Source organism: Rhizobium sp. BK650 (assembly GCF_014195325.1).
In the GTDB taxonomy this organism is placed as follows: domain Bacteria; phylum Pseudomonadota; class Alphaproteobacteria; order Rhizobiales; family Rhizobiaceae; genus Rhizobium.
In genome coordinates this window covers 81,713-103,653 of record NZ_JACIBK010000010.1, presented here as the reverse complement: position 1 = coordinate 103,653, position 21,941 = coordinate 81,713, and the positions used below count along the sequence as shown (strand labels likewise).

The 21,941-nt window shown below is 58.0% G+C and carries 19 protein-coding genes and 1 pseudogene; 10 read left to right on the top strand and 10 right to left on the bottom strand.

What is annotated here, in order from left to right:
* Window positions 1-5: 5 nt before the first annotated feature.
* The 6 genes from FHX15_RS22335 to FHX15_RS22310 form a co-directional block, all read right to left on the bottom strand.
* The gene (locus FHX15_RS22335; protein ID WP_184400549.1) at window positions 6-1,202 is read right to left on the bottom strand and encodes an aminotransferase class V-fold PLP-dependent enzyme; all 1,197 of its coding nucleotides are present in this window, start codon (window positions 1,200-1,202) and stop codon (window positions 6-8) included.
* Between the two features lie 52 nt (window positions 1,203-1,254).
* Window positions 1,255-1,788, bottom strand: coding sequence for a RidA family protein (locus FHX15_RS22330; RefSeq protein WP_184400548.1), 534 nt, complete (start codon window positions 1,786-1,788; stop codon window positions 1,255-1,257).
* Between the two features lie 17 nt (window positions 1,789-1,805).
* Window positions 1,806-3,014, bottom strand: coding sequence for an amidohydrolase/deacetylase family metallohydrolase (locus FHX15_RS22325; protein WP_184400547.1), 1,209 nt, complete (start codon window positions 3,012-3,014; stop codon window positions 1,806-1,808).
* Entirely contained in the window at window positions 3,015-3,884 is an 870-nt protein-coding gene (locus FHX15_RS22320; protein WP_184400546.1) for an ABC transporter permease, read from the bottom strand.
* On the bottom strand, window positions 3,884-4,825 hold the full coding sequence (locus tag FHX15_RS22315) for an ABC transporter permease (RefSeq protein WP_184400545.1): 942 nt from the start codon (window positions 4,823-4,825) through the stop codon (window positions 3,884-3,886). Before FHX15_RS22315 ends, FHX15_RS22320 begins: the two co-directional genes overlap by 1 nt.
* Window positions 4,826-4,903: 78 nt before the next feature.
* The gene (locus FHX15_RS22310; RefSeq protein WP_184400544.1) at window positions 4,904-6,430 is read right to left on the bottom strand and encodes an ABC transporter substrate-binding protein; all 1,527 of its coding nucleotides are present in this window, start codon (window positions 6,428-6,430) and stop codon (window positions 4,904-4,906) included.
* A gap of 792 nt (window positions 6,431-7,222) precedes the next feature.
* Here FHX15_RS22310 and FHX15_RS22305 point away from each other — a divergent pair.
* From FHX15_RS22305 to FHX15_RS22280, 6 genes are read left to right on the top strand one after another with little or no spacing between them, the layout of a single operon-like run.
* Window positions 7,223-8,221 (top strand): NAD-dependent epimerase/dehydratase family protein, encoded by a 999-nt coding sequence (locus FHX15_RS22305; protein WP_184400543.1) that lies wholly within the window; start codon window positions 7,223-7,225, stop codon window positions 8,219-8,221.
* A 32-nt stretch (window positions 8,222-8,253) separates the two neighbouring features.
* A complete protein-coding gene (locus FHX15_RS22300) occupies window positions 8,254-9,432 on the top strand; it encodes a glycosyltransferase family 2 protein (protein WP_184400542.1) in 1,179 nt (392 codons plus the stop codon).
* Entirely contained in the window at window positions 9,426-12,437 is a 3,012-nt protein-coding gene (locus FHX15_RS22295) for a glycosyltransferase (protein WP_184400689.1), read from the top strand. The genes FHX15_RS22300 and FHX15_RS22295 overlap by 7 nt, the downstream gene beginning before the upstream one ends.
* Before the next feature lie 6 nt (window positions 12,438-12,443).
* Window positions 12,444-13,523, top strand: coding sequence for a glycosyltransferase family 2 protein (locus tag FHX15_RS22290; RefSeq protein WP_184400541.1), 1,080 nt, complete (start codon window positions 12,444-12,446; stop codon window positions 13,521-13,523).
* 3 nt (window positions 13,524-13,526) lie between these two features.
* On the top strand, window positions 13,527-15,266 hold the full coding sequence (locus tag FHX15_RS22285) for an ABC transporter ATP-binding protein (protein WP_184400540.1): 1,740 nt from the start codon (window positions 13,527-13,529) through the stop codon (window positions 15,264-15,266).
* A gap of 10 nt (window positions 15,267-15,276) precedes the next feature.
* Window positions 15,277-16,449 (top strand): glycosyltransferase family A protein, encoded by a 1,173-nt coding sequence (locus FHX15_RS22280; RefSeq protein WP_184400539.1) that lies wholly within the window; start codon window positions 15,277-15,279, stop codon window positions 16,447-16,449.
* Here FHX15_RS22280 and FHX15_RS22275 read toward each other — a convergent pair.
* Window positions 16,418-17,332 (bottom strand): DMT family transporter, encoded by a 915-nt coding sequence (locus FHX15_RS22275; RefSeq protein WP_184400538.1) that lies wholly within the window; start codon window positions 17,330-17,332, stop codon window positions 16,418-16,420. The two genes, FHX15_RS22280 and FHX15_RS22275, sit on opposite strands and share 32 nt — an antisense overlap.
* 384 nt (window positions 17,333-17,716) lie before the next feature.
* Window positions 17,717-18,183 (bottom strand): annotated as a pseudogene (locus tag FHX15_RS22270) (Lrp/AsnC family transcriptional regulator).
* Window positions 18,184-18,315: 132 nt separating this feature from the next.
* Here FHX15_RS22270 and FHX15_RS22265 point away from each other — a divergent pair.
* On the top strand, window positions 18,316-18,732 hold the full coding sequence (locus tag FHX15_RS22265) for a DUF2000 domain-containing protein (protein ID WP_184400537.1): 417 nt from the start codon (window positions 18,316-18,318) through the stop codon (window positions 18,730-18,732).
* A 47-nt stretch (window positions 18,733-18,779) separates the two neighbouring features.
* Here the strand turns inward: FHX15_RS22265 and FHX15_RS22260 are convergent, their stop codons facing one another.
* Entirely contained in the window at window positions 18,780-19,139 is a 360-nt protein-coding gene (locus FHX15_RS22260) for a hypothetical protein (RefSeq protein WP_184400536.1), read from the bottom strand.
* Between the two features lie 44 nt (window positions 19,140-19,183).
* Window positions 19,184-19,372 (bottom strand): hypothetical protein, encoded by a 189-nt coding sequence (locus FHX15_RS22255; RefSeq protein ID WP_184400701.1) that lies wholly within the window; start codon window positions 19,370-19,372, stop codon window positions 19,184-19,186.
* Between the two features lie 225 nt (window positions 19,373-19,597).
* Here FHX15_RS22255 and FHX15_RS22250 point away from each other — a divergent pair, with 225 nt between their 5' ends.
* From FHX15_RS22250 to FHX15_RS22240, 3 genes are all read left to right on the top strand, one after another.
* Window positions 19,598-20,086 (top strand): GXWXG domain-containing protein, encoded by a 489-nt coding sequence (locus FHX15_RS22250; RefSeq protein WP_246779026.1) that lies wholly within the window; start codon window positions 19,598-19,600, stop codon window positions 20,084-20,086.
* A 217-nt stretch (window positions 20,087-20,303) separates the two neighbouring features.
* Window positions 20,304-20,750, top strand: coding sequence for an SRPBCC domain-containing protein (locus FHX15_RS22245; protein ID WP_184400534.1), 447 nt, complete (start codon window positions 20,304-20,306; stop codon window positions 20,748-20,750).
* A gap of 119 nt (window positions 20,751-20,869) precedes the next feature.
* Complete coding sequence (locus tag FHX15_RS22240) at window positions 20,870-21,928, top strand: adenylate/guanylate cyclase domain-containing protein (RefSeq protein WP_184400533.1); 1,059 nt, start codon at window positions 20,870-20,872, stop codon at window positions 21,926-21,928.
* Window positions 21,929-21,941 lie beyond the last annotated feature (13 nt).

The following is a 21,941-nucleotide window of genomic DNA, read 5'->3' as shown; positions in this document are numbered from 1 at the left end:
CCGCATCAGTCCGGCCAGTTCAGCACGCCATCAAAGCGGCGTTTGCTGCGGTTTTCGATCGGCGTCGCAATGATTTCACTAGAGGCGCGCGCCTTGTCGAGCTCCTCAGCCAGCCGGCTTGCGACGATCTTCTCCTGACCGGGATGCAGATTGCAGGGATCGAGGTAGAAATAACGATGCTCGACTTCGTGATCGCGAACGATGATCGGCTGGGAACCCCGGGCCAGCGCGTCTGCCAGATCCCAGGCGGTGATATGCGCCTCTTCTGCATCGATGATCAGGCGCAAGCGGTCGAGCGGATTGTTCGTTGGATCCGGTTCGATCAGCGCGGTCACGCCGGGACGACCATCGAGCGTCTGCTTCCAGAGATTGAGATAACTCCTCTCACGCTCTCGGATCCCCGCGTGGTCGCGCTTTTCCCAGGCTTCGAGTGCTGCCATGACGCCGAATATGCTCTCCTTGCCGACCTTCATGCCGCGGCCAATACCCATGTTCTGCAGGAAGGCATTGCGCACCAGCTCCTTCTTGCCGGCAACGATGCCTGAGGTTGGGCCGCCGAGGAATTTGTGGCCGGAATAGAGCGCCACATCGGCGCCCTGCTCCAGGAAGATTCGCAGGTCATATTCCGAAGCTGCATCGACGATGACCGGGACGCCCCTGGCGTGGGCGATCTCGACGAACTCCTTGAGGTTCAGAAGACCGTAATCGACAACGTGGTGCGAGACGACATAGACAGCGGCCGCAGTCTTCTCATTAATCGCATGCTCCATATGGAAGCGATGCGTAGAGGTTGCCTGACCGATCAGCACGACCTTGCCACCGGCGAGACGAATTGCCTGATCGACGGGCGCGCCGTAGCTGACGACGTGGCCCATCTGGACAAGGACTTCGTTCTTCTCCGGAATGACATCCGGCAGCTTCTCGATCGCAAGAAGATTGTTGCCGGTGATCGCACCCGCGACAGCAAGCGATATGCCGGCCGAGCAGGAAGCGGTGACGAAACCCGCTTCGCCGCCGGTCAGCCGCGCAATGACCGCACTTGCCTTGCGTTGGAGATCGTTGATTTCGACGAACTGCGGCAGGATCGACGACATGGCGGCAATCGCCTCGGGAACGACGATCGAAGCACCAAGGCTGGTCATCGTGCCGGAAACGTTGATGACCGGACGAAGGCCGATCGATGTACGGATGTCCTCAGACATAAGTGTCTCCAATTTCAATCTGTTGCGCCGAAGTATTCATGCTCAGCCTTCGTTAATCTCTGAGCGCGACGATAGCCTCGATTTCGACAGTGATATTTCCTGGCAGCGATCCGAAGCCCACGGCAGAGCGCGCATGCTGCCCGATCTCCTCACCGAACACATCGATCAGAAGATCCGAGCAGCCGTTGATGACAGCAGGATGGTCGACGAAATGCGGCACCGCATTGACCATGCCGAGCAGCTTGACGACACGCTTGACGCGGCCGAGATCACCTAGCGCTTCATGCATGACGGAAAGCAGGTTGATGCCGGTGAGCTTTGCGTGCGTGTATGCGGCTTCGGTGCCGACTTCGGCGCCGACCTTGCCGACATGCATAAAGCCATCCGCCTCACGCGGCCCCTGCCCTGACAGGTAGAGCATGTTGCCCTCCTGCACATGCGTAAGGAAGTTGGCGATTGGCGGTGGAGAGCCGGGCAGCGTAATGCCAAGCGCTGCAAGCCGCTCATAAGGCGATCTGCCAAGCTTGCCGGCTGGGGTGGGCGTGCCTGTTGTGGCGGGAGATTGATTCACGCGAACTCCTGTCATGCGATTTGCTTGCGGTCTTACCGGTAGGAATAGCCATGGCTGTGACGCACCAGTTTACGGGCGCGTGGCACATAACGGCTGGAGGTGAAGGCCTCATTGCCGAGCACCGCATAACGCGGCTCGAAGAGCCTTTTCAAAACCGAGACGTCGCCATTGGAGTCGGTCGCCTCCAAATCGGAATCGACGAGATCGAAGATCGTGAACTCGGCCTGAGCGCCAACTGCTAGACGGTTGTCCATCGACAGCTTGATGACGGATGCCGGTGCATGGGTGACGGCATTGACCACTTTATCGAATGGCATGCCGACCGAGAGCAGCTTCGACATGGTCGTGGCAAGATCCCAGACCGGGAAGTTCATCGAATGGCCATGCAGGTCGGTGGAAATCGAGAAGGGCAGCAAGCCGCGGGCGATTGCCGCCTCCGCCACCTTGAACGAAAAGGAGGCGCCGCCGTGACCGATATCGAGGCGGATACCTTCGGATGCACACCGCTCGGCGAGGCTGAAGAGATCCTCGTCTTCCATGATGCTCGAACCCGCCTTGCCGTTGAAGCAATGGGTAACGACATCGCCCGGGCCGAGGATTTCCAGGACCTCGTCATAAAGCGCCGGCGGCTCGCCGACATGCACCATCATCGGCACCTTGAGAATCTTGGCGATTTTCTTGCCGAGCTTGACAGGTGTCACGCCCCAGGAGCCGGTGATCACATGGCTCGCACGCACCTTGATGCCGACAATGTGCTCGCTGTTTTCGGCATAGCATTCGAGAATGCGATCGAGGTCGATGTCCCTGATGTCGCGCAGTTCGGCAACACGGTTGCAGGCAACGAGACCGATCGAGCCGAGATTGAGGAAAGCCTTGATGCGCTCCTTGGAGGGCTCGATAATATATTCGCGGAAACCATGGAAATTGGCTTCGCCGGCAGAGCCGGCATCGACCAGCGTCGTCACGCCGCGTTCGATGCCGCATTCCGAAGGGCGGATCGAAATATCGGTGCCGCCATGCCAGATATGCACATGCAGATCGACCCAGCCGGGGGATACGAAGGCGCCCTTGCCATCCACACGTGTCACATCGTCGGCGACCGTAAGCTTGGAACCGAGCTTCACGATCTTGCCATCGGTACCGACGAGAATGTCGATTGCTTCATCGAGCGCACCGGCACCGAAACCGACCGGCTTCACATTGGTGAGAAGGAGCGGTCTGCCCGCTGTTTCACCGTTCATTTAAAGGTCCTTTCGAAGTTTGGGATCGAGCATGTCGCGCAGACCGTCGCCGACCATCTGAAGCGAGAGCACGGAAAGAATGATGGCGACGCCTGGAAACAGCGTCATCCAGTCGGCCTGGCCGATATATTGACGGCCAGCAGCAATCATCGTGCCCCAAGTCGGAATTTCCGGACTGACGCCGAGCCCAAGGAAAGAAAGTCCAGCTTCTGCGAGCATGGCGCTTGCAAAGAGGAAGGTCGCCTGCACCATGATCGGCGAAAGCAGGTTCCTCAGCACATGGCGCGTCATGATATGGAAGGTCGAAATTCCGAGCGCCTGCGCCGCCTCGACATAGGGCAACTCGCGGATGACGAGCGTCGAGGCCCGGACAATGCGCGCGAGACGCGGCGCATACACGATCGACAGCGCAATGATGACGGTCGTCAGAGACGGGCCGAGAGCAGCGACAAGCGCAATCGCCAGCAGAATATCGGGGAAAGCCATCATTGCATCGATCAGCCGAGCGATCGGCGTATCGAGGTTTTTGAAGAAGCCGGCAAGCAAGCCGAGCGTGACGCCGATTGCCGCCGAGAGAGCTACGACCGCGGCTCCGACGAGGAGCGACAGACGGCCAGCAAAGATCGTGCGCGACAGGACATCCCTGCCGAATTCGTCGGTACCGAAGACATAGGTTCCGCTTGGCGGCTTCAACCGGTTGACGATCGAAAGCTTCGACGGCGAATAAGGAGCGACCCATGGTGCCAGGATCGCCAAGAGCACGAAGAGCACCAGGATGATAAGGCCGATGGCGACCGTCTTGCGCTTCAGGAAGCGGCGGATGAACTTGCGACCTTCATTCCCGGCCGGTTTGATCGCGATATCCGTCATCAGTAGCGCACCCTCGGATCGACGAGCAGATAGAGCATGTCAATTGCAAAATTGATCAGGACGTAGAGTGCTGCAATCACCAGAAGCGCACCCTGGATGACCGGATAGTCACGGCGCAGGACGGCAGAGACGACGAGGTTGCCGACGCCCGGAAGACTGAAGACGGTCTCGGTCACGACAGCTCCTGATATCAGTACAGCGGCCGTCAGACCCAGAACGGTGAGGATCGGGATCAACGCATTCTTCAGGGCATGCTTGAGGATCACCTGGCGCTCGACCAAACCCTTGGCGCGTGCTGTGCGGATATAATCGTCACCGAGAACATCGAGCATCGAGGCGCGCGTGAAGCGCAAAATAAGTGCGGAGGAGACAATGCCAAGCGCGAAGGCTGGCAGTGTCAGGTGATACATGCGGTCGAGGAAGGTAGAGCCCGGTCCGCCATAGCCTGACACCGGGAATAGGCCAAAGCGAACGGCGAAGACCTGCATGAGGATGAGGCCGAGCCAGAAGCTCGGAATGCTCGCCGCAAACATCGCCAGCGTCGTTGCCGCCTGGTCGACGAAGGAGCCGCGGCGATAGGCAGCGTAGATGCCGATCGGAAGTGCGATGATGCTGGCAATGACGAGCGAGAAGATCGTTAGGAAGAACGTCGGTTCGGCGCGATCGAGCAGTGCGGAGGTCACCGGCATGTTGAGGAAGATCGACTGCCCAAGATCGCCGCTCAAGAGCTGGCCGATATAATAGAAGTATTGCACGCCGATCGACCTATCGAGGCCGAGGCTGCCGCGCAGATCGGCAATATCCTGTGGCGTCGCCTCCGGGCCGAGCATGACGGCCGCCGGATCGCCGGGCGTGACACGTACGATGACGAAGACGATCGTCACGACAAGGAACATCACGACGATCATGCCAAGCAGGCGCTGGAAAATGTAACGTAACATGAAGTCTATACCGGTACCGGGCAGGCACAATGAAAAAACGATACCGGCGCGGGCGCACCGGTATCTCGCGGGTGAGCATCACTTCTTGATGGACGCGTTCCAGAAATACGGCCACGGAGCGGGATCCACACCTTCAAGCTTGGTCGACTTTGCCGAGACGGCATTGAAATCGCCGATCTTCATATAAGGCACTTCGTCATACATGGTCTTCTGGACGTCGGCCCAAAGTGCCACGCGCTTGTTGGGATCGACCTCGGAGGTGAAGGCGTCGACCACGCTCTTGCGCGCCGGCGTGTCCCACCAGCCAGGCGAACTCGGAGACAGGGAACCGATCAGCGCCGGTTCCGGCAGGAAGGGGCTATGGGTGATATAGATATCCCAAAGCTTCGGGTCAGTGCGGCGCTGTGTGAGGGTTGCCCAGTCGACGACCTGAAGATCGACGGCGAAGCCGGCGGCCTTCAGGTATTCCGCGGCAACCTGCGCCATCTTGTAGTGGAATTCATACTGGCGGCTGGTAAGAATACGGATCGGCTCGCCATGGTAGCCGGCCTTCTTCGCTGCTGCCGCTGCGCCTTCGGCATCGGCGACATTGTAATTACCCTCGACACCGGCATCCGTATTCCAGGCGTAAGACTTTGGATAGATGTCGCCGTCAAGTGTATAGAAATCCGTGCTGCCGAAGGCGGCGGCAAGCATGTCTTCCATACTGAGCGCTTGACGGATTGCCTTCCGGATCTCGACATTCTTGGCAAGGCCCTCCTTTGTGTTGAAGACGAAGACAGGATAGCCGAAGGGCTTTAGGATAACCGGCTGCGATGCGCTCGAAGCCTTGAGCTTGTCGAAGGATTCGACCGGGATCGAGTCGACATAATCATATTGACCGGAGACGGCAGCCTCGACGCGGGTATTGGCGTCCGGGACCGGTACGAAACGGATCTCATCGAGATACTGGTGGCGCGCGCCGCCATAACCGTCGCTCTCGCCATCGCGCGGCTTATAGCCGTCGAAACGGACGAGCTGGATATATTGGTCCGCCTTGCGTTCTTTCAGGATGTAAGGACCAGTGCCGATGAATTCCTTCATCGGTTCATCCTGCTTCTCCGAGGGGATGATGATAGCGGCGGAGTTGTTGAAGGCGAGCAGCGAGGTCAGCGGCGCAAAGGGCTGCTTCAGTACGATCTTGACGGTCGCCTGATCGACTGCTGTGACGGAATCGACGAAGCCGGCAACCTGCTTGCCGCGCGAAGCGATCTTCATCCAGCGGTTCAGTGAGGCGACCACATCTTCCGAGGTCATGTCAGAATTGTCGTGAAACTTGATGCCGGTGCGCAGCTTGATCGTATAAGTCTTACCGTCCGCGCTGATTTCCGGCAGGCTTTCGGCCAGAAGCGGGGTGACGCTCCACTTCTTGTCGAACGTGTAAAGGGTCTCGAAGATGTGCTGCGTGACGATGCCGACGAGGTCGGCAGTCGAAGACATCGGATCGAGCGTTGGTGGCTCACCGATCGTCGCGACGTTGATCACGCCACCTTTCTCCTGCGCCATCAAGGTTGTCGGCAAGGCGACCAATGCCGTGCCGAGAAGGAATGCGACCAACATCTTCATTTCATACTCCCGGTTCCAAGGTTCCACAATTATGTTATTCAAGGTTTTATAATAGAATATCGTCGGGAACGGCCCTGTCAATCGGGAAGATCGGCAGAACGGCATTTGCAACCGCTAGACTGCCAGTGGCTGCAATTCGCCGCAGCTTGAGCGAACTGACGCCAGGGCCGATGGCAGCCGGCGCCTTCGATGCGAATATCAGACTACACGCTTGAGGCGGTAAAGCATTTCGTGGATCAGGCAAGATAAGGAGGCCCACCGAAAATCTGCTCCCCAACCCGCAACCCTTCCGGGCAATACTGTGGCTGATCCTGAAACCATCTGAGGCCACTCTGAAGATTCAATCTAGAATTAAATGTGTTTCAGCTAACATATCGTCGAGGTTTTTCAATGACCTCGGGCTCCCCCGGAAGAAGTAGATCTCATCGGACTAAAGTCCGTGTTGCGTGATGTGCAAAAAAGCTAGAACCCGACAGCGTTGCTTCTATCGGGGACTTTGTAGGTGTATCGAAGACAGCCCTCTCAGCCGGTGGATTGGGTAGAGATCACTCCGTTGGTATTCCAATTTGCACGCAGACGTGCGGCAACAAGCCGAAAACAACCTTCGGTCCACACCCTGAAGTCATGCTGCTGCTCGCCGCAAGAAGGCTCGAATAGTTCTTTTTAACGCGGGAAGGATATTCTATTTTTCAGAGATCTAAAACATAAAGTTCAAGAGAAACTTTAGGATATACTGATACTTTATTATAACTTCTACCATACGAAACAAACGCAACAACCGCTGGAGTAGTTATGAAGAAGGTCCTTGTGGCAGGCGGAGCTGGTTTTCTCGGGTCACACTTGTGCGATAGGCTCTTAAATCGCGCTGACATCGAAAAACTGGTCGTTGTCGATAATCTTTGGACTGGGCGTGAGGAGAATGTCGCACATATTCGGGATCCTCGCTTCAGCTTCGTGCGATCTGACATCGAAGAATTTCGCACGTCAGACAAGTATGATGAGGTATATCACCTTGCTTCCCCAGCCTCCCCGCCCTGGTACATGAGGGAGCCGAAGCGAACCATTTCGGCAAATCTCATTGGAGCATTCCGTCTTTTGGATGTTCTTAAGAAGGGAGGCCGCTTCTGCTTCACCTCTTCCTCTGAAGTCTATGGTGATCCACTGGTTTCGCCGCAGCCGGAGTCCTATAAGGGTCAGGTCGACTGCACGGGGCCACGCGCGTCATATGACGAAAGCAAACGCTGCACCGAGTCCTTGCTGTTCGAAATGCAGCGCACGCAGGGTCTGGACGTCAAAATCGTTCGACCCTTCAACGTATACGGACCGAGAACGCGGCCGGACGACGGCCGGGCAGTCTCCAACTTCGCTGCGCAAGCCCTGACCGGCCGCCCCATTACGGTGTTCGGGGATGGTCTCCAATCCCGAAGCTGGGGCTATGTTGATGACATCATCGACGGCTTTGCGCGTTTTTTCTGGATGAACGAAACGGATTACAGGGGGCCACTCAACGTCGGGAACGATCGTGAGATCTCCGTCTTGGAAGTGGCTCAATATGTTTCACGCCTTGCGGGTGGCGCTCCGATCGTCTTCGAGCCCTCACCGCCGCACGATCCGACGAACAGACGGCCGGATCTGACGAATGCAAATTATGTAATGCCCGAATGGTCGTGTGCGATCAGCTATGAGGAAGGCGTCGCAAAGACTCTCGAGTGGTTCAGAGAGGAAATGAACATTACTACGGCACAGGTTGACCAGGCGGGCTCCCGCCGGCTGGGCAAGGCAGGACGCTAAACAGTTCCCGAGAGCTGGCGCAGAGTGTAGTAATGAGTGACGCCATACCGCGTGACATGAAAAACAATCTCTTCCCCGTGCCTATCCGATACATGGATCTATCATCGGATGACGTCGGTGCGAATGCCCCGGCGATCGGCGCCGGGCTGGTGGTCTTCGTCGCCGAGGGCGTCCCCGTCGGCCAGACCTATGTCGAAGAGCCGGAAAGGCCGGCGGTGCTGGCCGCGCGCACTGTATTGCCGGAGACCATCGAACACGCGCGAAACGTGATGCAGGCGCCAACCACGAACCGGGACGTCAGCCTCCTGATCTGCACCAAGGATCGGCCGGATGAACTGGCCCGATGCCTGGCATCAATTCCCAGGCAATCATTGCCGCCGGTCGAGGTGATCGTCGTCGACAATGCCTCAGCCGGTGATGATACGCGCCGCGTTGTAGAGGCGGCCGGCGCAACCTATGTCCGTGAAAGCAGGGTGGGTTTGGACTACGCGCGCAATGCCGCCGTACGCGCAGCAAAGACCGCGTTCGTGGCATTTACGGATGACGACGTGGTCCTGCACGAATGCTGGTTGGAGAACCTGATGAAGGCCTTCGATCAGCCCGAAATCGGATGCGTCACCGGCCTTGTCCTTCCCGGAGAGCTTTCCACGCCCGCCCAGCTGATCTTCGAAACTCACTGGGGATTTGGCAGAGGCTATAAGCGCTTGGATTTCGGTCCGGATTTCTATCTTCGGAGCGCTCCCTACGGGGCGCCCGCCTGGCTGATCGGCGCAGGCGCAAGCCAGGCGTTCCGCCGCCAGGTATTCGACGATATCGGCTTATTCGACGTCCGGCTGGACATGGGTGCGGCAGGATGTTCGGGCGATTCCGAACTCTGGAATCGGCTTCTCCACTACGGCGGCACCTGTCGCTACGAGCCGACTGCGGTTTCCTGGCATTTCCATCGCAAGGAGATGAAGGGGCTCGCCAAGCAGATCCGCCAATATATGAGCGGTCATGTGGCGGCCCTTCTGGTCCAGTACCAGAACACCGGGAACCGGGGTAACCTGCGGCGCATACTCATCGCCTTGCCACGATATTATCTGCGAAAATTGAGGAAGCGGCTGCCCACGGGAGCAACCTCGGACACCTTCTTTCTGAAGGAGGAGATACTGGGATGTCTGAATGGCGCCTGGTATGTGCTTCGGCGCTGGAAGATGCCGGCATGGTGACCGCATCGAAGCCGGAGATATCGTTCCTTATCCCCGCCTACAACGCGGCCGAAACGCTGGCCGACTGCCTGGGCAGCTTGCAGAAACAGTCGGTGTCAAGCTGGCAGGCGGTGGTCGTCGATGACGGCTCGAAAGACGATACCTGGAATGTGCTGGAAGGCTTTGCGCAGGCGGATAGCCGGATCCTGATCCATCGTCAGGGGAATGCCGGCGCCGCCGCAGCGCGTAATGCCGCCGCCGGGTTTGCGAGCGCTCCTCTGCTTTGCATGCTCGACGCGGACGACTGGCTGGACCCTGCTTTCATCGAAAGCATGCTGCCCGTTGCCGAGCATGGGCAGCAACCAACCGTTGCCTATTGCAGCTATCGCCGTGTCACGCCGGACTGGCGCATGCTGCCTGTTGAAATTCCCCCCGATCTCTCAGGCGACAGGGCAAAGCGAGAATTCTCGTCGTTCTGTGCCGTCGCCATTCATGCGGTGGTATTTCCAAAGGAGCTTTTCATTCGGCTGGGCGGCATGGACGTGGAATTGCAGACCTGCGAGGACTGGGATCTCTGGCTTCGCATGGCGTTTGCGGGAGCTGTATTCCGGCAGATTGACAAGTGCCTTTCCTTCTATCGCATGAAGGCCGGCTCTCTCTCGGGCGATCCGCGTAAAATGGTAAGGGATGCCGTTCGTGTCACCATCAGAGCGCAGGCTCTGCGCATGAATGGAGAGCAGTCTGCCGACGATGAGAATGCCCGGTGGACGGCGCCGGCGCTCGGGCAATTGCGGATGCTCGCCTGGGCCGCTTCGGCAAATTTGTGCGTGGGAGCTGATCTAGCGGCGCTGGCAGCGCTGCTCCCCGAACTTCCCGATGCCGCAGGTTATGAAGGCTTCCTCGCAGCGGTGATATTTCATGGATTGCAAACAGGCCTGGCGGTTGCGAATGCTGCCGATCTCATCGATCTGCAGGAGCGCTGGAACCCGGCATTCCTCGACCTTGTCCGGCTACTCGAGCAGCACTCACTGCCCGGGACCGGGCGCCGGTTGAAAGAACTCGTTGCCTGGTCGATCTCGGCGGCCGACCTATCGCGCTCCTTCACGCTCGGCCATTTGCAGGTGGCTGCCGTCGATACTGGTAAACTGAACCCTATTGCCAAGGTAGACCAGGCCGATACGCTGTTGCTGCAAGTCTTTTCCAGAGGGCAACATGTCGGATCCTATGTTGGTCCCCTGTGGGGAGACCTCTCCGTTCCCGCCCAACTCACGCTTATCTTCGATGAAATGCGGGCCGGAAATCACGTGCCCGCACCCTTGACCTTTTCTTATGCCCGCTCCTGGGCAGTCGAAACCGTTCGCAACGCCAGAGTTTTTGCCAAAATCCTCCGGCAGCGGCGGGGACGACGGCGGCAACTCGGCCAGCTCTCCTACACGATACGTCGGAATGTCCTCGTCAAATCCTCGGCAAAGGAGTGTGGGGATAATGAAGCGCGCTTGTTGGAGCTGCAATCCCATTACAAGCGGCAGTTCGCAGGAGCGGTTGCTGAGGTGAGCGACGCCTTTCCCAAAACCGACGAGAAGCAAGCGGCTCTGTCGGAAGCCGCATCGAAAGAGGAATATTGGGAGCGTGTTTTCGAGCGCCCCGACCCGTGGAACTACCTCTCCGTCTACGAACAGGTCAAATACGAGCAGACGCTGAGCCTTATTCCCGAGGGGATCGAAAGAGCACTCGAGCTCGCCTGCGCGGAAGGGATATTCACGGCAAAACTTGCACAGAAGGTCGGTTTCCTGACGGCCACGGATATTTCCCGCCGCGCCATTGAGAGGGCATCCGAGAGGTGCCGGGACTGTCGGAACGTGGAGCTTCGCGTTCTGGACTTCGTCGGGAGCGAACTTCCGCCCGAGCAGGATCTGATCGTCTGCTCGGAGGTCCTGTACTACATGGACGACGAGAATATCCTGGAAGAGGTATGCCGGAAGATCGCCAAGGCCCTGAAACCAGGCGGTTGCCTTGTCACGGCGCACGCCCATATCCGTCGCGACGAACCTGACAGAACCGGTTTCGACTGGAATAACCCGTTTGGCGTGGGCACGATCAAAACGGTCCTGTCGAACTTGCCTGATCTTGTATTGGAAGAAACAATCGAGACAGAGCTTTATGCGGTCCATCGCTTCGCAAAGCGCAAGGTCGCAATACCGACCGTTCGGATCGAAGCGCACGGCGTCCCTCTGGATGCCGATGTGGCCAGGCACATCATCTGGGGGCCGGCCGGCATCGATCGCGGGGCTGCATGGACGAACGAGGTTACGACCTCGATTCCAGTGCTCATGTATCACAGAATTGCGGACGACGGGCCGGATGCACTCCGTCGTTTTCGCGTTGCCCCTGAGATCTTCCGCAAGCAGATGCAGTTCCTCCGGCGGCAGGGCTACTACACTCTGACGGCCCAGAACCTAGCCGCGATGCTGCGTGTGCGCAAACCCATCCAGGGACGCCCTGTCGTCCTGAGCTTCGACGACGCTTATCTCGATTTTCTTACCGACGCTTTTCCCATTCTGGCCGAGAGCGGATTCGGCGCAGACGTCTTCGTGGTAACCGACAAGGTTGGTGGCGAGTCGGATTGGGACGCTACTTACGGGGAGCCGGCCCCGCTGATGTCCTGGGCCGATATCCGCAGTCTGCACCAACAAGGCATTCGCTTCGGGTCTCATCTGGCGTCTCACAAGCCGGCAAGCTCGCTGGACAACAATGCGTTGCTGGGCGAAGCTGTTCTGTCGCGCGACGCGCTGGAAAGCCGACTGGGTGAGGCGGTGACATCCATCGCTCTTCCCTTCGGCTCCACCGATTTCCGTGTTCCTGGCATTCTTGCTCACGCAGGTTACGAGATCGGCTTTTCGACAAAGCCTGCGAGGACGAGCTTTGCGGATCACCCCTTATCCCTTCCACGCCTTGAAGTCCGCGGCGATCTTCCTCTCCAGGCCTTCGCCAAACTGATGGGTCATCCCGATGCGTTCATTGGATAGCAAGCGATGAGCGCCGATTCCTTCCCTTTGGTCACGGTCGTCATTCCGGCCTACAATGCCGAGAAAACGCTCGTTGAAACACTTAAGAGCGTATCGAACCAGACTTATGAATGCCTTGAGATCCTCGTGGTCGACGATGGTTCACAGGACAAAACCTTTGAGCTGGCAAGCGAATATAGCCTCAAGGATTCGCGTGTCAGGGTTCTGCAAAGGGAAAACGGCGGTGTAGCACGTGCCCGCAACCACGGGATCCGTGAAGCGACGGGAAGCTTCATCGCTCCGATCGATGCCGACGATCTCTGGCACCCCCGCAAAATCGAATTACAAATGCAGGCTCTGGGAATTTTTCCCGAAAGGCGGGGGGTCGCCTACAACTGGTATGCGGCAATCGACGCAGATGACGTGATTTTTAGCCATTCGAGACCCGTGCTGCACAAAGGCGACGTCTTCGAAATCATGGCTCGGGAAAACTTTATCGGCAACGGCAGCACGCCACTCATGCCTCGCGCCGATGTTCTGGCATGCGGAGGTTATGATCCCGCGTTGCGTGATCAAAAAGCCGAGGGATGCGAAGACCTGAAGCTTTATCTGGCGCTCGCCGAAAGGCTGCCTTTCACACCGGTCCCTGATTTCCTGACCGGATACCGTATTACTCGTGGAACCATGTCGAGTAACGCCAGTCGCATGCTGAGATCTCATTCTCTGGTGATGGCAGAGCTCAAAAAACGGCACCCGAATCTTGCCGCCGCCGCGACCCTCGCGGAATTCGATATAGCGCGGTGGTATTTCGGCAAGGCGTTTTCCAGCAGAGACTATCGTCAGGTGAGAAAGCTGGCATCGCTGATTGCTCGACGGTTCCCCCTCAGACTCGCTATTGGCGGGATTGGTCGTGTCTTGCGCTTCGCCACGGGCAAGGCACGACGATTGGCGAATCGATTGCAGGGACGCATGTCTGGCGGACCGCCTGCTGCGGAAGCAGTGACAGCTATCGATTTCCCCGAGAATGGCACGTCATTCCATGACCGTTTCGGAGCGACCGCCACTGGTCAGATCGGCATGTTGATCAAACCACCCGGGGATGGATGACCGATGACGACACTGAAAAAATCGGTTGCCGCCAAGCCGACAGGCGCCTTCAATCTGGTGGTCGCAGCCCGCTTCCGCGAGCTTCTCAAACTCGTGCCCTCGCTTCGGCTGAAGACGTCGGTGATGGTCGCGATCGGCATCCTGAGCGGTCTGATGGAAATGGTGGGGATCACTTTCCTGGTGAGCCTAGTTTTTATTCTCGGCCAGGAGGGTTCTTCCGGCGCTGCGATCCCTGGGCTTCCTGCATTTTTCGGTGGTTTTGAAGCCGCAATATCGGAATCGATGCTGGTCGCTATTCTCATCTGTGCGATCATTCTCCGCATCGTTCTGGGTTTCGCCAACTCGATCATCGCAAGCGTCGTCAGTCATCAAATCAGCGACAGCATCCGGCATCGTCTTTATGCAAAAATCCTGTCGATCCCATTTCAGCGCTTTCAGCACTACGAACGCAGCGACCTCATGAACGTGATCGCAACAGAATCTCATGCTGTCGCTTCGGCGCACGCGAGCCTCGTTCGCCTCGGGATCAATTTTGGGACAATCATCATCTTCGGTACCGGAATGCTTGTCATGGCATGGCCGATCGCCTTGCTCGGCCTTGTTTTCGGTATTGTCCATAACCTTGCCCTCGGCATGTTTGCCGAAGCCTATCGGCGCACAGGTGCGGCCGCCGTTTCGGCGATGGAGGACCTGACCCAGCTGACCTGGACTACATTACAGACCGTGAAGGCAGTGAAAAGTTTCGGGCTGGAAAAGCGCCACGAGGGCATATTCAACCTCCTTTCCAAGAAAGTCGGGAAAACCTGGTCCCGTTCCGACCAGATGGGTGCCGCAACGTCACTTTTGAGCGAGGTGCTGACATTCGGGGTCATCCTAACGATCATTCTGTCCTCACAGTTTCTGCCGGTAGACTTCCGCGCAGCTTTATCGGCGACAATCCTTCTTTACAGGCTCCAACCGTACATCAAGGAGTTCGATTCCCAGATCCTCGGGCTGCATGCCCTTGAGGCCCCTCTGCAGAACGTTCTGACGATAATTTCCGAGGCAGACGATCCCAGACAGGTTGCCTGCGGTGAAAGCCTCAGGCCTCTGCACAGAGAGATCGTTTTCCATGATGTTTCCTTCTCCTATGAGGGCAGCAGCGTTCCCGCCGTCAGCAATGTCAGTTTCTCCATCAGGACAGGCGAGACGACCGCGCTGACGGGGCCAAGTGGCTCCGGCAAGACAACAATCCTCAACATGCTTCTCGATCTCATCCAGCCGACTGAGGGCCGCATAACTGTGGACGGAAAGGATCTTTCGACCATCGAACGGTCGAGTTGGCAGCGGCTACTCTCGGTCTCGGGCCAGGACGTCGAATTGATGGAAGGTACCGTCCTCGACAATATCCGGTTCCGCCGGGAAATTTCCGAACAAGATGTCCGGTGGGCCGCCGATATGGCCTGCGCGACTGAGTTTATCGAGAAGTTGCCCTACGGATTCGACGAATGGCTCGGCGATGAGGCGATAAGGCTTTCGGGCGGCCAGCGGCAGCGTATTGGCCTGGCGCGTGCACTTGCAGGCCGGCCGGAGATACTACTCCTCGATGAAGCCACCAACGCGTTGGACGAGGCGACCGAGGCCCGGGTTCTTTCACTCCTCCTCAAGGAGTACCAGAGCCGAACACTGATTATCGTCAGCCACCGATCGTCCGTTGCCAGTCTGATGACGCATCAGATCTCACTCGTCCCGGAATTGGCATAAGGAACAATCGATGGATCGAGGAGCCCCTTTTTCTTCCACCCAGCCCTTGGTTTCAGTGGTCATTCCGGCCTTTAACGCCTCCACCTATATTGAGCGCACGCTTCGATCGGCTGTGCGCCAGACCTATCCTGCCTTGGAGATCATTGTCGTTAATGACGGCTCGACGGACGACACTGCAAAACTGGTCGAGCAGATAGCGATCACGGATCCACGTATCCGTCTCCTGTCCACACCAAACCGTGGTGTCGCCGCCGCAAGGAATACCGGGATCAATGCATCATCAGGTCGATTTGTGGCGTTTCTTGACGCAGACGATCTCTGGCATCACACGAAAATCGAAAAGCAGGTAGATGCCCTCGGTCGCTTATCCCGGCGATGGGGCGCCGTCTATGTACTGCATTACATCATTGACGAGGATGATGAGATCGTTGGGGTCGGCGGGTCTAAAACCGCCAGGGGCTACATCTATGCCCGGCATCTGAATTTCAAATATATAGGTAACGGAAGCGCGCTTCTCGTCCGACGGGACGTCGCGCTTGAGATCGGCGGATTCGATAGCTCATACGCAGCCGAAGGTATTGGAGGCTGCGAAGATCTTGATTTCGAACTCAAACTTGCCGCGCGCTATCACATGGAAATCGTTCCCGAACGCTTGGTTGGATACAGGAAATATCCCGGCAATATGTCGTCGGATCACGCGCGAATTGGTCGAGGTGTCTTGGAAGCAATCAAGCGCTCGATCGCCGCAAATCCGCAGCTTCCGAGACACGCAGCCAGAAGCGCTATGGCGCTTACTCAAAAATATGCATTCCGGCAGTACAGAAAGGCAAAAAACCTGCGTCTGTCGGTCGCAGCCGCCTGGGCGATTTTTCAATACCCGCGCTTCATGCTCAGCCTCGTTAGGCAAGCCAGCCTGCTTATCCTGAAACAGTGCCATTTCAAGTCGGGGATGGCGCATAGCAAGCGATTGAACGGAGCGAAATTCGACGACCAAATTATCCTTTCGCCTGTTGAGGGCCCGGAAGAGACCGCGCAGTCACGACGTCTTCTGATGCAATTGACTGCGGTCGACGCCAAGCTCGGTTCCATCGTCGAAAACGATGAGCGAGTAGTTTTTCCCAGCGGTGAATCGCCAAAAGACCGAGCGACCTCTAATGCCCGTCGGGCGGAACGTCAGCCTTAAGCGTGACATCCATTAGGTTCTTGCGATGGAAGATGAATAGGCCTGCGAGGACGATGATGACGGAGCCGATCAAAATCTGGATGTCTGGCAATTCACCGAAGAAAATGTAACCAAAGACAATCGCCCAAAGAAGCAGGCTGTACTGCAGCGGCGCAAGCAGAGAGGCGGGGGCAAGCTTCAGTGCCCGCGTGATCATCAAATGTGCGCTGCCGGCAATGACACCCAGCGACAGCATGGCCGCGAAATCGAGCGCGGACATCATGCGCCAGTCGGCGATGCTGAGGATCATGCCTGTGACCAAAGCGCCGACCGTCTGCCACGTGACGAGCGTGGCATCGTTCGTCTGTCGTAACCGGCGGCCGAGGATCAGCGTCAGCGCAAAGGAAAGGCTGCCGATCAGGCCAAAGACCGATGGCAAGGACAACATCGCCGCCGAAGGTCTCAGCGCAATCACCACACCCGCGAAGCCAAGGATGACGGCAAGCCAACGGCGCCAGCCAATCGTCTCGCCCAGAAAGAAATGCGAAAGTGCGGCGACGTAGATCGGGCCAGCCATATAAAAGGTCATGACATCGGCAAGCGGAAGATAGGCAACCGCGGCGTAGAAAAAGGCGACATCCCCCGTCGTCAGGATGACTCGCAGGATTTGCAGGGGCAGGCGTTCGACCCGAAAGAGGGAGTGGGGGCCTTGCCGAACGATCATCGGGGCAAGGATGAAAAAGGAGCCCAATGAGCGGATCACTAACACCTGGCCGATCGCGAAGCTCGCAACCAGCCATTTGCCCATGGCATCGTTCAGCGAAAACAGGAAATCGCCGAGAAGCATCAGCAGCATCCCGAAGAGCACCGTGTTTCCTGCGGCCTGGCCGACGCGTAAATTCATGATTCGCACCAATTGGTTAGGCTGTCCGCCTCCCATAGAGCGTCATCTTGCCGGCGTCGATTCCCGACAGGTGATTTCGATGCCGGAACTCTAATCATGGATCGGGAATTCGGGCTCGTCCGCCGTCGTAAATCAGATCAATGGTAACGACATGGTCGTTGAAGCAGCAGGTGAAGCACAGTGAACAACCGATATGAACTACGGTCGCTATCCTGTTGAAATGACAATTCTTCTCTTCCCGCAGGATCATCATACAGCAGTAGCGAGGAGACCCATTGTAAAGACAGCGCCCGCTCCCGGTCGCCAGTGATGGAACTATTCGGAAGACCAGAATGGGCTTCTGGCAGGGGAGCTATTTTAACGATCGTCTGTCTGATCAGTCTCTCACAGGCCCACCGGAAAACCTTCGAACGGCTTGATTTCCTTAAGAACGAACGTCGTCTGCATTTCCTTGATGCGCGGCAGACGGCGCACAACCGACATGGCGAAATCGGCATAGGAGTCGAGATCGGGTGAGACGACCTGCAGCAGAAAATCGGAGTCCCCCGCAATGCTGTAGCAGGCAACGACCTCCCGCAGTCGAGCAACCTCGGCGGTAAAGGCGTCTGCCTCTGCCTCGTTGTGGCCATCGATCTTCACGCGGATGAAAGCGAGAACTCCGAGCCCGAGTTGCGCCGATTGAGATCGGCCCTGTAGCCTTGGATCACACCTGTATCTTCGAGCTGGCGCACCTTTCGCCAACACGGAGACGTCGACATGCCGACGCGCTCGGACAGTTCCTGGTTTGTCAGCCGCCCCTCGGATTGCAGGTTGGAGAGGATCTTTATCTCGACCGGTTCAAATGTCGTCATCGGCAGCATCTACCCAGAAATTACCAAGTACGGGTGAAGCCTACCAAAAACTATGACTACGCGGCATTATCAGGCAGGATTCTTCTGAGAGGATCGCTTAGGCTGCGCAGATCGCAACGTCAGGTCCTTGCCATGCTCTCCGATATTCGTATCGCCATTGTTGTCGATCCTAAACACCCACCTGCCCTCATCGCAAACACCGTCAGCGCCATCGGCATAGGCATGGGCGCCAAAATGCCGCTTCTTGGCGCAGAAAGGCTAAGCGATCGTGCCGGCAGAGCCACCGATATCGTTTGCAATCGTCCCGTGCCGATCCTGCAGGCCGATGGACAGACGATCCGCCAAATCATGCTCAAGGCGCTGGGTCAGCCGGAGGGACACGCCATCGTACCGTTTCCTAGTTTTGCGCGCTCACTGCACGACTATTCCTGTTATCAGCGCAGCTTTCCGGACCGGGATCTCAGCGAAGAAGAGATCGATGGACTGGGCCTTGCAGGACCGGCGAAATGGGTGCGGTCGCTAACGGGATTTCTGAAACTGCTCCGCTAACCGTCTGAAAACGGCCACCAAAAGGAATCCAGCTGCAGATAGAGCCCCTATTGCTGTTTCGGTACCTGCTGCGGCGTATCGCCCGGTCGGATGACTGGCATGTCGCCGGTGGGCGGGGCCGGCTCTACCATTTCACGGTCGCCGGTCGGTGGAGGCGTCAGTACGCCTTTGCACCGTGATATTTTGCTTTCCGATCCTCCCTCCTCGGTCTGCCGATCATTGTCGGTCGGCGACCGGCTATCGGCCTGACACTTCGGCCGCTGGTCACTGGTGTTGGTCTGGCTCATCGCAGCCGAAGCTTCGGCAACGAGCAATCCGAAGGCAAGCCCAAACAAAAGAACCGTGCCGGAGCGGCGAAGCTTCAACCGTCTGGTCAGGGATATTCGTAATAAATTCCACATCGGCACGCTTTCTGCTCCGAGGCGTCAAGCTGCACCAAGCCACAGGCAGCCTATTGTTTCCTTTCACGAACACGAACGCCTGGTTTGCCGATCGGCATCAACTTCGGATCATTGATGCCCGGCCTTATGGCCTCCTGCTCGCTCGACTCCTTGATGGGCGGGCTGCGCCCGACCCTGCTTTCCGGTGCATCGGGTGGTGTCTGCAAATGTTCGCGATGTTGCTTGTCGAGTTTCCTCATGAGCGCCTCATTGCATCTTTTCGATTCGCGTGTCGGGCCGAATATCGAGGCGATTTCGGGTATTATCCTAGATACGGTCTCGCGATCGATATCCGGTCCAACCGGCACGGACTTAAAATGTTCCGGATGGGCACAGACAACCGCTCCTCGGAATCGCTGTGGCCAGTGCCACCTCGTTCCTGGCGTCAGAAAGGTAAACCTATGCAAGCGGAGCTGCAAAAAGACATGGCGGATTGGTTCCTGTCCCTCAAGCCTGTCGATCCTGTCGAGATGATCGGACTCTGGAAAGGTACCGGCTTTCCCTCAGGCCATCCCCTGGACGGCGTACTTGAAAATCTGCGATGGTTCGGCAAACGCTTCCATCCTGACATGCGGGCGGACGCCCTGCTCTTCCAATGGCACCCGGAGCGGCTCGTTGCCATCGATCCTCGTTTCGTCCCTCTCGGGCTGGCGATCAGGCTCGCGCCCTTTGGGCGGACCGCTTTCGCCCGAGGCCTGTTCTCGCATCTTCAGAAGGCTTTCCGCGCTCGAGGCACGACAGCCGCTCTTGAGATTCGGACGGTCGGACAAACCTCGAGCGCTGCCATGGTCTATGACGAGCAACCGATCATTGATCATTTCAGACTGGTAAACGCTGAGACGCTGGCCGGAATGATGTGCGTGCGTGACGACGAGAGGCGGCTCTTCTTAAAGCTCACGAAGATCGACGCCTAAGCATAGGATATTGTTGCAAATAGTTACATTGGCCGTTACAGCGGCTTCCGTTGCAGACACCGGCTTCGCAGCTGATCCGGATCGTGGAGCGAGATTTTCCTCGCCCTCCTAATGTTACATCATCGATGACACCTTGCTGCGAGCGATCCTCCCTCTAAAATAATTCAGGACGCCGCGTCGTGCCCACGACCGGTGCAACCGAACTCGGGAGAAAGCGATGCAAGAGCCCCTCGTCGTCCGCCGCGAAACGCATCTTTCCGCGCCACCCGCTGCAGTATTTGCCCTTCTCACGGATCCGGAAAAGATCCTTCGCTGGATGGGAACGGAGGCGGAGGTCGAGCCGCAGCCCGGAGGACTTTATCTCGTCAACGTGACCGGCGCACGGTTCGCCCGCGGCTCCTTTCGTGAAGTCGTGCCCGTCCACCGGCTGGCTTATAGCTTTGGCTGGGATGGCAGCGAGGTGGTGCCGCCGGGCTCGAGCCTGGTCGAGATCGACCTGATCGAACAGCCGGACGGGACGCTCCTACGCCTTACGCATACCGGCTTGCCCAATGCCGAGCAATGCGCCGGCCACGCCGAAGGCTGGGCTCATTATCTTGACCGGTTGGACACCGTGGCAGCCGGACGCGACCCCGGCCCCGATCCCTTCCATGGCAGGAAATGACCAAACTTCTCCTTTAAACAGGTGCCTCATTCAAAGAGGCCGAATCCCCGGGGAAAGCGACCGAAGGCTGCGGCAGCCGCCTGGCTGACATCAGGTGGGCGCTATGGCATGATCAAGGCATGGATTTGCCCGCCCACCTCGCCTGGCTGATCGATGAGGCCAGCGCCTCGTCCGGCCCTGAACATTTTATAGCCGAGCTTGGCCGCCAGTTGCTTGCTGAAGGTCTGCCGCTTGCGGGCGGTGCCCTCACCCTTGCCGTCCCGCATCCGATTATTGCGCGCCGCACCTGGTTATGGCGGGCGGACACGGGTGCTGTGATCGAAGCGCTCGACTTTGCCGGAAGTCCGCTCAATAAGGCCGCTGGCGACTGGCTTGCCGGGCTTGGACCGGTATATGTAGGAAAGATCGGCCGCGGCTTAGACGGTCCGATACTGGGCTGGGCCGGATCTCGCCCATTCGATCCAGCCGAGGGGGATCGGCTGCATCAGACTGCGCGCTTCGCAACCGCACCCTTGGCAACTCTGACCGCGCGAACGGCACTGACCACACTTCTGGAGGCCTATCTCGGTCGACGCAGTGCCGCACAGGTACAGGCCGGAGCGCTCGCTCGCAGCAGTGGTGAAACCATTCGCGCCGCTCTGCTCTGCGCAGATTTGCGCGATTTTACGGCGCTATCGGAAGCTACCGAGCCCTCGCTAATGATCGCGATCCTCGACGCTTGGTTCGATCGTGTTGCAGGCGCAGTACACGCTTTCGGCGGCGAGGTACTGAAATTCATTGGGGACGGTGTTCTGGCAATCTTTCCCGTTACCGGCACCCCCGCAGAGGCTTGCGAGGCCTCGTTACGCGCCGTCGCGGCCGTACGTGCCGGCATGGCTCATCTCGACGTCACCCGGCAAACACAAGGTCTGCCGCCGCTGCCCTTCGGCGTGGCGCTGCATTTTGGTGAAATGCTCTGGGGCAATATCGGTGCGGCCGACCGGCTGGATTTCACCGCCATCGGCCCTGCAGTCAATCTCGTCAGCCGGCTGGAAGGACTCTGCAAGTCTCTTGGTCACCGCGTCTTGATATCGGGTGCGCTCGCTGCGGAGACGACGACGCGGCTGGTCCCCCTTGGTCAACACCGGCTGCGCGGTATTGCAGATCCCTGCGCTGTTTTCACTCTGCCAACCGATTGAGCGACGCAGATCG